Genomic DNA, 13,396 nt, shown 5'->3' on the forward strand with positions numbered 1-13,396 from the left:
GCCGCTCCCGCGTTGGAGGCCACGGCATCCAGGGCCGAGGGCCTTTGCGCGGAAAACATTGGGCTCCTCCTCCGAGGCGCACAATCGGGTGCCCCGAGAAGCGGCTCAGGGGCCGGGCCGGTCCCCTCCCCCTCGACCCGGCGCGGGACTCAGGGCGCGGCGGGGCTCAGCTCCACATAAGGCGGAGCGATGAAGCGAGCGCCCGGCTCCTTGCGAAACCACGTCAGCTGCCGCTTGGCGTAGCGGCGCGTCTCCTGGGCGGTGTCGTGGATGGCCTCCTGCACCGACATCCGCTGCTCCACCACCGCGCGCGCCTGGACGTAGCCCACGCTGCGCATGGGCGCCGCGTCGCCATAGCCGAGCGCCAACAGCTCGCGCGTCTCCTCCACGAGCCCTCGGGAGAACAGCGCCTCGGTGCGCGCATTGATCGCCCGGTACAGCGCGTCTCGCGGGGGCTCCAGCACGTACAGCGCGAAGGGATAGCGGTCCGGCGCGAAGGCGTGGGCGCGGCGGAACTCCGACGCAGGCACGCCCGTCTGCGCGTGGATCTCCAGCGCTCGGATGACGCGCAGCAGGTCCTGGGACGGCAGCTTCGCCGCGGTCTCTGGATCCACCTGGGCGAGCCGGCGGTGCACGGCCTCGCGGCCCTCGGCGGAGGCCAGGGCTTCGAGTTCATCCCGCAGCGCCGGCAGTGCGCCGGGCGCATCCACCACCCCGTGGAGCAGGATGCGCAGGTACAGCCCCGTGCCCCCCACGACGAACACGGGCTTGCCGCGGGCGGTGATGTCCGCGATGGCCGCGTCCGCGCGCCGTTGGTACTCGGCCGCGGAGAAGGTTTGGCTCGGCTCGACGACCGAGACCAGGTGGTGCGGCACCGCCGCCAGTTCCTCGGCGGAGGGCTTGGCCGTCCCGATGTCGAAGCGCTGGTACACCTGCTGCGAGTCGGCGCTGACAATCTCGCCACCGGCGCGCGTGGCCAACCGCACGGCGAGGGCCGTCTTGCCCGATGCCGTGGGGCCCGCAATCACCGTGAGCCGTGGCCCTGCTGCCTCACCCAAGCGTCGCCTCCAGGCGCGCGCGTAGCACCGTCGCCGCCGAGCTGTCGCGCGAGAAGTGCAGCCGGCCCGTCGGCACCTCCGACAGCAGCCGCGACGCCGAGGCGATCATCGCGCTCCGCCCCGCTGACGAGGACTCGGGCAGCAGCGCGTTGAGCAGCAGCACGCGCGCCACGTCCCCGGCGCCCTGGGCTTCCCAGCGCGACGGGGCATCCCAGGCCAGGGTCCCCACGGCCGTCAGCGTTGCCTCGGACTGCGTCCCCAAGAGGTTCCACGGCGTGCCCGCGGCCCGCCAGGTCCCAGCGTCAGCGTCGGGCCAGAGCGCCACCAACTCATCCGCGAGCACGAGCCCGTCCGCGTCGCGCCAGAGCGTGCCCAGCGTGCTCTTGCCCGCGCCGGAGTGCCCCACGAACAGCGCGGCCCGTCCCGAATGGGCCACGCCCACCCCGTGGATGAGCAGACCGCCGCGCCGAGCCAGCTCGGCGCCGAGCATCACCTTGAGCGCGGTCTCCACGGGAAACATCCCCGCTCCCGTCACGAGGGCCCGCGCGCCGTCGCCCGAGAGTTGAACCGTGTAGTCCTCCGCCTCCAGGCGCAACCCACCGTCTGGGGCCCTGCGTACCTCGGGGAGTACGCGCTGGGCCGGCGCGGGACGTGGAGCGCCTGGCGCGCACTGGGCCAACGTCGCCGCAGGGATGTCCCCCACCCGCGCGGGGAAACGGGCCAGGAGTCTCCGGGTCGCGGCGGCGCTCTCCGCGGTCGCCAGCTCCAGCGCCACCGTCCATCCGGCGAGGGTCGCCTGCAGGGAATGGTCGGGGCCCGGTGAGGGGCCCGCGGCGCTCACGGCACGCACTCCGATTCGCCGGGGATGGTGCACATGGAGGTCTGGGCGAGCGCGACGAAGGGCTGCTCCCAGAGGATGGCGGGTGGCGTGTACACCTCGAGCCGAGCTCCCGGGATGGGAGTGACCACGGAGGGCGGCACAGGCGCCTGTTCAGGACGAGGACTCACGGGAACGGTACCGGGTAGGCGCAGATGCGGCCGTCGGCCGAGCCTACGTGAAGGCGGCTGACGGTGTGATCGATGGTGGGTGTGCCGATGCGCTGGGCGCCGCCGATCGCGACCTGACGCGAGTCGATGCCCTCCACCTCGAGCTGATGCACCTTCCCGTCCGAGCTGCCCACGTAGATGCGCGCCACGCCGGCCTGATTGATGGAGAAGGTTCCGGAGGGGTCGGCGATGGGGAGGCTCCAGGCGCGGGTCACGACGTTGTCCGTGCCCACGTCATAGCGCTCGACCTTGCCCACGGACGCGCCATTTCGCGCCACGCTCGCCACGAAGCCGCGCCCCTGGGGCCGCACGAAGCTGGTGAACGCGGGTGTGTTGACGGACGGCCGCGAGGCGACGACCTGGGTCCAGACCGGGGCGAGTGTCACGGGATCGATGCCATAGACGGTGCCGTCGCTGGAGGTGACGAGGATGTGCCCGCTGGCCGCATTGCGCACCACGCCGAACTCGATGTCGCCCAACGCCCGGCGACCGACCTCGGCCCCGGTGAGCGTGTTGAGGACTCGCAGCGTATTCGTCGCGCCCGCGGCTGTCTTGGAGCCCACGTACAAGCGGTTGCTCGTGTAGTCGACCAGCATGCCGCCGCTCACCATCCCCATGTCCCCGGGGCGGTAGGTCCACACCACGGCGCCCGTGGCGGCGTTGAGCGCGACCACCTGGTTCTGCCCCACATTGGAGAGCCGAGTGGCGAAGAAGACGAGGTCCCGGTCGGGGTTCGCCGCGCGGTAGGCCGCGTCCGCGTAGTCATAGAGCTGGGTGACGGGGAAGGACTGCACCGTGCCCACATTGGCGCCGCGCCACAGCACCTCACCCGAAGTCGCCCGGATGGCCGAGGGCACGCCGGACTGATCGCCCACCAGGATGAACTGCCCCGTCAGCCCGTGCAGCGGCACCACGGGGAAGCGGCTCCCCACGAGCCCCGACAGCTTCACCGGCCGCCAGCGCTCGCCACCATCCACCGAGGGGTTCACGGTGTTCGTGTTGCTGGCCACCACCGAGTCATTGAACGAACTGAAGATGCCTACGCCCAGCTCAGTAATCGGCTGAAGCCGCGCATCCAGCCCCACGGAGTAGCACCAGAGCGGAGCCCCGGCGCCTCGCGCCACCGGCGTGGCGATCAACCCCGCCGAGGTGGGCTGGTTGCCACTGCCATACCGGCGTGAATCCTCCGCGTTGAACACGCGGTACACGTACGTCGTGCCATTGGTGACGCTGCTGTCCGTGAACGCGGAGGCCACGCTGAACGCATCCGAGTAGACGACGCGGGCATTGCCCACGGTGTCGCCCGCCGCGTAACGCAAGCCCGGCGTGGGCGCCGTCGTCGGCGCGGTCCCTTCGGCGCGCAGCACGACCACGCCGCTGTGCGCCGGCGGATTGTCCCACGTCAGCGCCACGGAGCCATCCCGCGCCGTGGCCGTCAGTTGCTGCACGTCGGACGCGGTCGCGGTGGTGAGCAACGTCACGGGCGCTTCGATGCGGATCCGCGGATCATTGTCTCCCTGATTGAGCTGGAGGCGGTGCCGGAAGGCCGTGTCCGCGCCCACCGCGCCGAAGCTCGAATACGTCACAGCGAAGGACGCCTCGCCCCCCGTCGGGATGCCCTGGGTGGACGCCCACGTGTAGCCCGACGCGTCGTTCCCCGTCAGAGACCAACCCGCGGGCGGCGTGCCCGACGACAGGACGCCGAAGAAGTTGGTCGCCGGGCGGAGCAGCTTCACTTCGTAGATGGGCTGCGAGCCGCGGTTCTGCACGGTGTAGACGAGGGGCCGGTTGGTGCTGCTCGCCGACACCGCGTCCGGGGTGATGCGAACGCGCTGTTCGACGACGCGCCCCGTGGCCGCGGGGACTTGATCCGTCGTCACCGCCGAACCATTGAGCGTCCCATCCGCTTGTGCCTGGAACACGTAGCTGGAGCCCGGAGTCCCGGAGACCTGGTAGCGCCAGACGAACTGCGCGGAAGCGCCAGGGGCCAGGCGGGGAGTGCTCGCGGGAACAGGCCCCGAGACCAGCGACGTGGAAGCCGTGCCGGTGCGAAGGGGCGTGCGCGGCACCACGTTGAGATAGGTGTTGGACGTGGAGGGATTGCTCACGGTGAGCCGCACCTGGACCTCCTCGCCCGTGAACGCCTGGAGCGTGTCGATGTCCATCGCGGCGCCGAAGTTGCCCACGTCCAGCAGCAGCGACTCCGCGAGCAGCGAGGAGTCCGCGGGGCTGCTCGGGAAGTCCGCGGCGCGCACCTGCGCGACGGCGGTCCCCGCGGAGGACGACTGTACGTTCGCCACCAGGATGCCGGCGCCGCGTTGAGGCAGGGTCACCTGGAACGGGGACGGCTGCGTGCCGACGATCTGGAACGAGACATTCCCCGAGGCCGTCGGCCCCACCAGGGTGATGTTTGGCTGCGACTGCGTGGTGCGATTCTCCACGACGACGCGCACGGCGGCGGTGTCGCTCATCGCCATCGCTCGGGGGAGCACGGTGACATTGGCCACCAGGCCCACGCGCAACCAGCTTGCGTTGGTCGCGGGCGTGACGGCCGTCATGCTCTGGCAGTGATCTCTCGCGACGGTCGTGCCCGCGGACGTGACGAACCGCTCGTTGGCCGTGTCTCGATTGGCCGAGGGCGCCACCACGTTCAGGATGAACCGGGCCTTGCCCAGGCGAGGCAACCCGTAGGTGCTCCCCGAGCAGGAAATGGTCGACTGGAAGGCGATTCGCCGCGTGGTGTTGTCCAGGTCGGTGATGCGCCAATCCGGGTTCGAGGGATCCGGCGCGGCGCTGATGACCATGTAGTCCTTCGGCAGCACGAAGGACACCTCGGACAAGCGTTGATTCACCTGCGCCGGAGTGGTGTTGGTGACGTCGATGACCAGTTCGGAGACCTCGTCCATCACCACCCGCGGCGAGCTCTCGTTCGGCGCGGTGATGGCGGTCGCGGTCCACGACAGCGCGAGCGCCGAGGCCGGCACGAGGACCAGCGCGAGCAACGCAGTGAAGCGAGCATTCAGGGCGTGCATGGCGGGCCTCATGGCTCCAGGGTGAACGAGGTGGTGGTGAGCGGCGCGCCGTCCAGGAAGAAACGCACGCCCCACACGCCTGTCATGCCCGACGACGCAATGGCGGTCCCCGCCACAGGCAACGTGAACGAGACCGACACCGGCTCGCCCGCGGCGGCCTCGACCGCGCGAGCGCGCTTCTCGTACGGCAACCCATCGGGCGCGACGAACTCGACCTCCACCTTCCCCGCCGCTGCGAGGTTCAGGATGTCCAGTTGGATCCGCACCTCGTCGAGCCCCTGCATGCCCGGCTCGCCCGTGGGCAGTTGCACCGTCGCGTGGCCCTCCACGGGCGCGAACGCCGGAGGCAGCACCGGGACCGCTTCTTCCTCGGGTGCTGGCGGTGGCTGCGTCGCCTCGGCTCCGCCGTCGAGGACATCCGTGGGGTCCACCGGCTTGGGCTCGGACGTCGGCGGCTGGACCGCGGGCGGCTGTGGGGATTTCGCTTCCGTACACGCGGTGAGCCACAAGGCACCCGACAGGGCCACGATGAGCGGTCGCATCTTCACTCCTCGCGCGCCGGCTTGGAGCCCGCGCGACCATCTTCAATCAACCCCAAGCGCACCAACTCCGAGAGAAACCCCAACGTGTCGCGCAACACAGCTTCCAGCGGGAGCCCGGGACCTCGCGCGGTGTCGACCTCGCGCACGAGCTGTTGCGCCAGCTCCCTCGCGCTGCGCGAGCCATCGCACAGCTCCCAGATGCGCGCCGCCGTCGCGTTGAGCCCCCGCAGGGTGCGCCCCTCCGCGTCCAGCAACAAATAGTCGGCGCCGAACGGCTTGCCATCCGTTCCCGCGCGGTGACGCGGAATGCCGTCCTCGGGGAAGCTCATGCGCGCCTCCCCTTCCCCCACCACGCGGCCAGCTTCCGCTTCACCCGAACTCGGAGCCAACCCAGCTGCGTGGGGCCCACGTCCCAGTGCTCCAGCACCGCGCCCGCGCGACACACCCGCCGCACCTTGCCGAGGATGCGCGACGCGGGCAGCAGCGGATCCACCCGCGCGACGTTGTCGCCCTGGAGTGAGCAGGTGCGCCCATCGAACTCGCACACGCGGTGCAGGACCAACGCGTGGGGAAACCTCGCCAGCACCACGTCGCCCACGCGAGGCGGACCCGACAGCGGCTCCACCTCGGCCGTGTCGCCTTCCCGCAACGAGGGCCACATGCTGTCCCCCTCAACAGGGAGCCAGCTCACCCCCATGGGAGCAGAGAGGCTAGAAGACTCTCGCGGCATCAGAACTTGAGTCTAACTCAAGCGCTGTCGCACCGCGAACGAACTGCGCTGCAATCCTCAAGACTTCTCAGGACTTACAGACCTGCCCGGGTCTGTATGGCTTTGCGACGAGGGCAGGTCTTCCCAGAATAAGCCCCCCCCCCACAGAGAGGGGGCGCCCGGGTGCGTCAGGACGCGGACGGCAGCGCGCGGAGCGCCTGGGCCACGGCATCGAGCGCCACGGGGATGGGATCGCCCCCCGCCATGGGCTTGAGGTTCGCCTTGCCGCTGGAGCGCTCGGCCTCACCCAGCACGAGGGTGAAACGGGCGCCCGTCTTGTCCGCGCGCTTCATCTGGCTCTTGAGGCTGCCTCCGCGCGTGTCGAACGCGACATGGAGACCCTCTCGGCGCAGGCGGCTGGCGAGCGCGAGGCCCGCGTCGTGCGAGCCCTCATCGGCCACGGCGACGAACAGGTCGACCGGCGCACCGAACGCCTGTCCGGTCTCCTTGAGCAGGAGCACCAGTCGGTCCAATCCCATGGCGAAGCCCACCGCCGGCACATCCGGGCCGCCCAGCCCCTTCATCATCGTGTCATAGCGTCCGCCGCCGCCCACGGTGCTGGCGGTGCCAAGCGCGGGGTGGGCAGCGACGAACTCGAAGACGGTGCGCGTGTAGTAGTCCAGGCCGCGCACGAGCCGCGAGTTCACCACGAAGGGGATCCCCAGCGCGGTCAGCTTGCGCTGCAGATCTCCGAAGTGCGCGCGACACGGCTCGCACAGGAAGTCGAGCACGTTGGGGCCCGCCGCGGCGATCGCCTGGCACTTCTCGTTCTTGCAGTCGAGCACACGCAGCGGATTGCGATCCATGCGCGCCTGGCACTCCGCGCACACCTCAGCGCGGTGCGCCTGGAGGTACTCCACCAGCTTCGCGTGGTAGGCGGGACGGCACGCCTCGTCTCCCAGCGAGTTGAGGTTCAGCGTCACGTCCTTCAGGCCCAGGGCGCTGAGGAACTGCGCCACCATGTCCATGATCTCGGCGTCCTGCGCCGGCTCCTTCGCGCCGTACGCCTCCGCGCCGATCTGGAAGAACTGGCGATAGCGCCCGGTCTTCATGCGCTCGTAGCGGAACATCGGCCCGATGTAGAACCAGCGCGTCACTGGCTCCTGGTTGAGGATGGAGTGCTCGATGTACGCGCGCGCGGAGGGCGCGGTGCCCTCGGGGCGCAGGGACAGGCTGCGCCCGCCCTTGTCCTCGAAGGTGTACATCTCCTTGCCGACGATGTCGGTCTCCTCGCCCACGCTGCGCACGAAGAGCGCGGTGTCCTCCACCATGGGCGTGCGGATCTCGCCGTAGCCAAAGCGGCCGAACATGTCGCGGGCCAGCTTCTCCACGTGCTGCCAGGTCTCGATGTCCCCGGGCAGCAGGTCGTTCATCCCCTTGACGCCGCTGATCTTCTGGCTCACGTCATCACTCCAATGCGCTGCCCCAGCCGCACCACGGCCTCGGGCTGCATCGCGGCGTCCCACGTCACCCGGCCCTGCTCGAACAGGAGGATGACGGTGGAGCCCATCTCGAACCGTCCCAGCTCCCCGCCCTTCTCCACGGGGATGGCCTGCGCGTACTGGTGCACCTTGCCCGGCTGGCCCGTGTGCGTGAGCACGTCGTCATAGGCGGCCTTGATGCGCGACACGCACGTGGCGCCCACCTTCACGACCGCGCAGCGACCCGCGGGCGTGTCCAGGTACGTCACCAGCCGCTCGTTCACGCAGAACAGCGCCTGCTTGTTCATCACCGACGCGGGGTTCACCGGCCAGAACTCGCCGGGGAGGTACGCGTAGCCCGTGATGGTGCCGGCCAGCGGCGAGTGGATGCGGTGGTAGTCGCGCGGAGACAGGTAGATGGTCGTCCAGGCGCCGCCGTGGAACGGCTTGCCGGCCTCCGCGTCACCGAGCAGCTCGTCCACCGAGTACTCGATGCCCTTGGCCTGGAAGCAGCGGCCGCCCTCGGAGTAGCCCACCTGCGAGACGCGCCCGTCCACGGGGGACACGACGGCCTTCGCGTCCGAGTCGATGGGGCGCAGGCCCGGCTTGAGCGCGCGGGTGAAGAACTGCGCGAACGTCGGGTAGTGCTCGAAGGAGTGCTCGGCCTCCTCCATGTCGACGTTGTACGAGCGCGCGAAGGAGCGCATGACCGCCTGATGCAGGGCGGCCGGTACGGGCAGGCGGGTGGCGAGGCCCACGGCGGAGGACAGGGCCGACTTGGGCAACACGCGCATCAACTTCATGAAAGTCTGATCGTTCATTCGGCGGCGAGCGGCAGGGGTGACGAGAAAGTGAGTGGGGACCGACCGGGCCTTCAGCGGCCCGCGTCCCCTGGCACTGGCACCGTGCCGCCATCGGCGAGCTTCTGCACGGTGCGCAGGGCACTGCGAGGGAACAACGCGAGCACCTTTCCCTCTTCAACCACGAGCAGCGAGTTCACGTGGCCGGGGTACTCAAGCTGGCAGGACGCTCGGTCCGCCAGCTCCCAGCTCTCACGGTCGCCCCGCCCTTCCACGGTGATGGGCGAGCCCCGCCGGAAGCAGCCCCGGTAGCCCGCCACCAGCTCGGACGCCGGGGAGCCCACCTGGGGACCTGGCCCCCCCGCATCGGGGGCACCTGAATCCGGAGCGCCCGCGTCCGGGCTCGCGGCCTGCGCGCGGGGGAAGTTCGTCCGAGTCGGATCCTCGTTCGAGGGAGCAGTCGCGCTGGCCACCGCGCGGTCGCGCTCAGAGGCGGCCTGGGTCATGCGGGTGCGGCCTTCCTCCAGGCGGTTCTGCAGCTCCCGCGCGGAGGCCGCATCCAGGCTGTCCGCGGGAACGCGCTGCAGGAGCGCTTCAATCTCGCCCACGCTCGGGTCGAGGTAGGCGTCATCCAGCTTCTGCGCGTAGAGCGAGCGCCACCGCCGGCTGGCCTCCTCGTACTCCGCGGAGGGGGGGCCAGGAGAGCGGCGGCATGCGACAGGCGCGAGCGCCAGCGCGAGGACGGCGACAAGGCCCGCGAAGGGCCGGAGCGATGAGCGGAGGGCCAGGGAGCGCACGGCCCCGGTATATGACAACTTCCCCGCCGGAGCGCCGCCCTTTTGCGCGCGGCGCGTCAGACGCCGAGGAACAGGCGCTTGCCGAAGTTGAGCGCGAGATCCGCGTCGAAGATGCGCTGCGCCGACGTCTCGATGTCGTACTCGACGCGGAGGTACTCCACCGTGCGCGCGTCGGTGTCGCAGATGACGAAGCAGGCCCGGTTGTCGTAGTCGCGCGGCTGACCCACGCTGCCCACCGAGATGATGTACTTGTAGCCTTTGCGCACGCCGAACTTCTGGGCCACCACGTCGTTCACCTCGCCATTGCCGATGGCGAAGGCGCGACACAGGTGGCTGTGCCCGATGAACGTCACCTCCGGCAGCTCCGCCACGTACGGCGTCAGCTCGCGGGCCTGCTCCAGCGCGAAGATGTACTCGTAGGCCTTCGGATCGATGGGCGAGCCGTGGCAGAAGCCCACGTCGCCAATCTTGTAGGTGTACGGGAGGCTGCGCAGCCAGGCCATGTTCTCGTCCGTGAGGACGTTGGCGCTCCAGTCGAGCGCGTGCCTGGCAGCGTCGTAGTAGTACGAGTAGTCCATGCGCCCGGCCACCGCGGCGTCGTGGTTGCCCAGCAGCGTCACCTCCGCCACCGAGCGCACCAGCTCGCAGCACGGATTGGGCGAGGCGCCGTACCCGACGATGTCCCCCAGCGACACGATGCGGTCCACCTTCTGGTGCTCCGCCACGCGCAGCACTTCCGTGAGCGCCTCGATGTTCGAGTGGATGTCGCTGATGACCGCGATACGCATGAGGGCCTCAGGTGCCGCGCGCGGGCCCATCCCCGCGCGGCGTCACAGGGGACTGTGGAAGCTCGGTTGAGACTTCTGCTGCTGAGTGATGACACGCCGCAAGCTTTCCAGCGCATCGGGGGCGATCGCCTCGAAGCGCAGCGCCATGCCAGGCAGGCGCCCGGCGGGCTCCTCCACCTCGCGCTGCCACACCACCGTCGCCACCGCTTGGATCTCCGGCTCCGTGCCAGGGGACAGCCGCACCTGTGCCCGTGTCCCAGCGGCCAAGGGCGTGCTCGTCCGAACGAACAGCCCACCCTCGCTCAGGTTGGCGATACGAGCGTAGAGCGTGACGTTCTCGCCCTCGCACCAGCAGCGCAGGTGCGTGGCAATCCGCGCGTGCTTTCGATTGTCGCTCAACCCGTGACCTCCCGGTGTGGCCTGCCCGCCTGCGCCCGTCCCCCGGTGGCCGCGCCGGATTTTTCCGCCTGCTCCGTCGGCTGCCCCAGCCTACGGAGCGGGGGCGCAGCCCGTCAAGTCCAGGTGAGAGGTCGCCCTACCCTGGAAATCGAGCGCTCAGGCCTCGATGGGGCCAAGGTCGTCGAAGTGGGTCAGCCGGCGGAACTCGGCGAAGCGCGCGTGGATCTCCGGGCGCTGGACCTCGCGCAGGCGCTCCAGGCTGAACTTCTCCACGGTGAAGGATGCCATGACGCTGCCCATCACCATGGCGCGGCGGAGCAGCGGCTGATCCACCGCCCCTCGGGCCGTGGCCAGGGTGCCCATGAAGCCGCCCGCGAACGTGTCGCCGGCGCCGGTGGGATCGAACACCTCGGACAGGGGGAACGCCGGGCAGGCGAAGATGTGGTCATGGTCGAAGAGGAGCGCGCCGTACTCGCCCCGCTTGATGACCACGCGCGACGGGCCCATGCCGAGGATGGCGCGGGCGGCCTTCACCACGTTGTGCTCGCCCGACAGCTGGCGCGCCTCCGCGTCATTGACGAACAGGAGGTTCACGCGCTCCAGCGTCTTGAGCAGCGCGGCGCGGCTGCCCTTGATCCAGAAGTTCATGGTGTCGGCGGCGACCAGCTTGGGCGCCTTCACCTGATCCAACACCTGGGCCTGGAGCTCTGGGTGGATGTTGCCCAGGAAGACGTAGGGCGTGTCGCGGTACGCCTCGGGGAGCTTGGGCGAGAAGGACTGGAAGACGTTGAGCTGGGTGTCCAGCGTCTGCGCCTCGTTCAGCTCCCAGCCGTAACGGCCGCGCCAGCGGAAGGTGCGCCCGGGCTCACGGGTGAGGCCCTCCAGGTCGATGCCCCGGCTCTTGAGGAACGTCAGGTGCCCCTCGGGGAAGTCCTCGCCCACCACGGCCACGACCTGCACCGGGGTGAAGAACGACGCGGAGGTGGAGAAGTAGGTGGCCGAGCCGCCGAGCACGTCCTCCTTCTGGCCGAAGGGCGTTTCCAGCGAATCCAGCGCGACCGAGCCGACGACGAGGAGGGACATGAGAGCTTCCTGAGAGAACAGCCGTGAGACATCCGGGCACGGCGAATCTCGGGAGAGCCCCGTGCGGAAGCCGGGTACGACACCTCCCCCCGCCCCGTCAAGCCTGGAGGGTGTTCTCGATCAGCGGACCGACGGGACGCCCGTGGCGGTGATGATGGACTTGAGGTCGTCGTCCGTGAAGAACAGTCCGCCGCCGAAGAAGAAGTCGCGGCCCGCGATGAGGCGCTGGGTGGCGGAGTCGCGCTGCTGGGCGTTCAGGATGTCGTCCATGCCCGCCACCACGAACAGGTGGTCGAACGCCTGGGCGCGCAGCGTGGCGCGCAGACGTGGGTAGCGCAGCTCGTCCGCCGCGAAGTTGAACGCGTCCATCTTCAGCGTCAGCGCGTCGTCGAAGAGGTGGACGTCCGCGCCCACGCCGCCCGTGGACTCGATGAGGCCGAAGCGCAGGGTGGTGAAGTAGTAGCGCTTGGCGAACTGGAGGCTGACCTTGAAGGTCTCCTTGGTGACCTTCTGCGTCTGGATGACCGGGTCGCCGTCCGACGGCGGGTTCGTCTGCACGACCTGCGTCTCCACCTTGCCGCGCGGGTCGTCGATGATCTCCAGCAGGTAGTACTTGTCCGGCTTGGGGATGATGCGCAGCGAGAGGCTGTTCTTCGAGCGGCCCTGCGACACTAGGTAGGTGGACTGGAGGCCCACCTCGGTCTGCAGCTGGGTGAGACGGGTGGCGAACTCGGACACGTCCGAGACGGCCTCGCTGAACTTCTGGCCAAGCTGCTCATCCGTCAGCAGCATGCCGGCGGTGCCCTCGCCGTTCTTCACCTTGCGCGTGATCTCGTCGAGGTTGCCCAGGGTGCTGTCCAACTTGTTCAGCGTCTGCTTGAGGCTGGCGACGCTGTCCTTGAACTCCCCTTCCCCGCTGCCGACGATGTTCTTCACCGTGGCCAGCACCTCGCGCACATCGCGGGTGATGAGCTCCACGTTGTCGACGATGCGCCCCACCTCGGCCTGGTTGGAGCGGGTGATGTTGCGCACGTCGGAGGACACGCCCTCGAAGTTGGCCAGGATGGTGTCCAGCCGGTCCGCGTTGCGGCGCACGGTGGCGTCCATCGAGTCCGACACGCGGACCAGGTTCTCCACGATGCGCTCGAGCGACCCAGTGCCCTTCTCACCGCCAAGAACCTGCCGCAGCGCCCCCGTCACCTGTTGGATGTCGGAGGTGATCTGCGTGAGGGACTCGAACACCGCCTCCACGCCTTGGGTGTCGATGACGCGGCGGATCTGCCCGCCGTTCTCCAAGGGCGGTGACTGCTCCGTGCCAGGGTTCAGGTCCAGGAGGAAGTCGCCCAGGAGCGACTCGGAGCGCTTGGTGATGGCGGCGTCCTGGCGCAGATCCACGCCCTGACGGATCTTCAGCCACACCTTGGCGCGCGTGCCCTCCAGGCTGATGTCGCTGATCTCGCCCACCGGAATGCCGGCGATCTGCACGCGGCTCTTGGGGCTCAGGCCCGACGCATCCTTGAAATACGCCCACACCTTCGTGGACTCACGGTCGCTCAGGCCGCCCTTGCGCGCGAACAGGATGAACGTGACGAGGAATGCTCCCGCGGCGATGACCAGCAGGCCAACACGGAAGGGCGTGACGAGCTTCTTCACCTGGAGA

General features: G+C 69.5%; 14 protein-coding genes. All 14 read right to left on the reverse strand.

Annotated elements, in window-relative coordinates; all coding sequences use genetic code 11:
• Positions 1 to 149 precede the first annotated feature (149 nt).
• The 14 genes from miaA to KRR26_RS04260 all read right to left on the reverse strand — a co-directional run bounded on the left by miaA (position 150) and on the right by KRR26_RS04260 (position 13,389).
• Positions 150 to 1,058 (reverse strand): tRNA (adenosine(37)-N6)-dimethylallyltransferase MiaA, encoded by a 909-nt coding sequence (gene miaA, locus KRR26_RS04200; RefSeq protein WP_217079170.1) that lies wholly within the window; start codon positions 1,056 to 1,058, stop codon positions 150 to 152.
• Positions 1,051 to 1,899: a hypothetical protein gene (locus KRR26_RS04205; RefSeq protein WP_328707055.1), complete on the reverse strand. Its 849-nt coding sequence runs from the start codon at positions 1,897 to 1,899 to the stop codon at positions 1,051 to 1,053. Before KRR26_RS04205 ends, miaA begins: the two co-directional genes overlap by 8 nt.
• Positions 1,896 to 2,027 carry a hypothetical protein gene (locus KRR26_RS37345; protein ID WP_268905758.1) on the reverse strand — a complete coding sequence of 44 codons (132 nt, stop codon included), beginning with the start codon at positions 2,025 to 2,027 and terminating at the stop codon, positions 1,896 to 1,898. The genes KRR26_RS04205 and KRR26_RS37345 overlap by 4 nt, the downstream gene beginning before the upstream one ends.
• A gap of 35 nt (positions 2,028 to 2,062) precedes the next feature.
• Positions 2,063 to 5,137, reverse strand: a complete 3,075-nt coding sequence (locus tag KRR26_RS04210) for an outer membrane protein assembly factor BamB family protein (RefSeq protein WP_236068261.1) — start codon at positions 5,135 to 5,137, stop codon at positions 2,063 to 2,065.
• An 8-nt stretch (positions 5,138 to 5,145) separates the two neighbouring features.
• Positions 5,146 to 5,679: a hypothetical protein gene (locus KRR26_RS04215; protein ID WP_120209468.1), complete on the reverse strand. Its 534-nt coding sequence runs from the start codon at positions 5,677 to 5,679 to the stop codon at positions 5,146 to 5,148.
• A gap of 2 nt (positions 5,680 to 5,681) precedes the next feature.
• Positions 5,682 to 6,008, reverse strand: coding sequence for a PqqD family protein (locus tag KRR26_RS04220; protein WP_120209564.1), 327 nt, complete (start codon positions 6,006 to 6,008; stop codon positions 5,682 to 5,684).
• Positions 6,005 to 6,409, reverse strand: a complete 405-nt coding sequence (locus KRR26_RS04225; protein ID WP_268905759.1) for a S24/S26 family peptidase — start codon at positions 6,407 to 6,409, stop codon at positions 6,005 to 6,007. The genes KRR26_RS04220 and KRR26_RS04225 overlap by 4 nt, the downstream gene beginning before the upstream one ends.
• A gap of 167 nt (positions 6,410 to 6,576) precedes the next feature.
• Positions 6,577 to 7,821 carry a histidine--tRNA ligase gene (gene hisS, locus KRR26_RS04230; protein WP_217079204.1) on the reverse strand — a complete coding sequence of 415 codons (1,245 nt, stop codon included), beginning with the start codon at positions 7,819 to 7,821 and terminating at the stop codon, positions 6,577 to 6,579.
• Positions 7,822 to 7,847: 26 nt separating this feature from the next.
• Positions 7,848 to 8,690, reverse strand: a complete 843-nt coding sequence (asd, locus tag KRR26_RS04235) for an archaetidylserine decarboxylase (protein ID WP_120209471.1) — start codon at positions 8,688 to 8,690, stop codon at positions 7,848 to 7,850.
• Between the two features lie 53 nt (positions 8,691 to 8,743).
• A complete protein-coding gene (locus tag KRR26_RS04240) occupies positions 8,744 to 9,466 on the reverse strand; it encodes a hypothetical protein (RefSeq protein WP_120209472.1) in 723 nt (240 codons plus the stop codon).
• Positions 9,467 to 9,522: 56 nt separating this feature from the next.
• Positions 9,523 to 10,254 (reverse strand): metallophosphoesterase family protein, encoded by a 732-nt coding sequence (locus KRR26_RS04245; protein WP_120209473.1) that lies wholly within the window; start codon positions 10,252 to 10,254, stop codon positions 9,523 to 9,525.
• A 42-nt stretch (positions 10,255 to 10,296) separates the two neighbouring features.
• Positions 10,297 to 10,653, reverse strand: coding sequence for a TIGR02266 family protein (locus KRR26_RS04250; protein WP_120209474.1), 357 nt, complete (start codon positions 10,651 to 10,653; stop codon positions 10,297 to 10,299).
• 156 nt (positions 10,654 to 10,809) lie between these two features.
• A complete protein-coding gene (locus tag KRR26_RS04255; RefSeq protein WP_120209475.1) occupies positions 10,810 to 11,736 on the reverse strand; it encodes a PfkB family carbohydrate kinase in 927 nt (308 codons plus the stop codon).
• Positions 11,737 to 11,856: 120 nt separating this feature from the next.
• Positions 11,857 to 13,389: an MlaD family protein gene (locus tag KRR26_RS04260; protein ID WP_120209476.1), complete on the reverse strand. Its 1,533-nt coding sequence runs from the start codon at positions 13,387 to 13,389 to the stop codon at positions 11,857 to 11,859.
• Positions 13,390 to 13,396 lie beyond the last annotated feature (7 nt).

Origin of the sequence: Citreicoccus inhibens, from assembly GCF_019039035.1 — a bacterium.
Taxonomy (GTDB): domain Bacteria; phylum Myxococcota; class Myxococcia; order Myxococcales; family Myxococcaceae; genus Citreicoccus; species Citreicoccus inhibens.

Bases quoted from the DNA above. Each gene is read 5' to 3' on its own strand.
- KRR26_RS04210 (WP_236068261.1), bottom strand. From the start codon at position 5,137: ATGCACGCCCTGAATGCTCGCTTCACTGCGTTGCTCGCGCTGGTCCTC.
- KRR26_RS04215 (WP_120209468.1), bottom strand. From the start codon at position 5,679: ATGCGACCGCTCATCGTGGCCCTGTCGGGTGCCTTGTGGCTCACCGCG.
- KRR26_RS04220 (WP_120209564.1), bottom strand. From the start codon at position 6,008: ATGAGCTTCCCCGAGGACGGCATTCCGCGTCACCGCGCGGGAACGGAT.
- KRR26_RS04225 (WP_268905759.1), bottom strand. From the start codon at position 6,409: ATGCCGCGAGAGTCTTCTAGCCTCTCTGCTCCCATGGGGGTGAGCTGG.
- hisS (WP_217079204.1), bottom strand. From the start codon at position 7,821: ATGAACGACCTGCTGCCCGGGGACATCGAGACCTGGCAGCACGTGGAG.
- asd (WP_120209471.1), bottom strand. From the start codon at position 8,690: ATGAACGATCAGACTTTCATGAAGTTGATGCGCGTGTTGCCCAAGTCG.
- KRR26_RS04245 (WP_120209473.1), bottom strand. From the start codon at position 10,254: ATGCGTATCGCGGTCATCAGCGACATCCACTCGAACATCGAGGCGCTC.
- KRR26_RS04255 (WP_120209475.1), bottom strand. From the start codon at position 11,736: ATGTCCCTCCTCGTCGTCGGCTCGGTCGCGCTGGATTCGCTGGAAACG.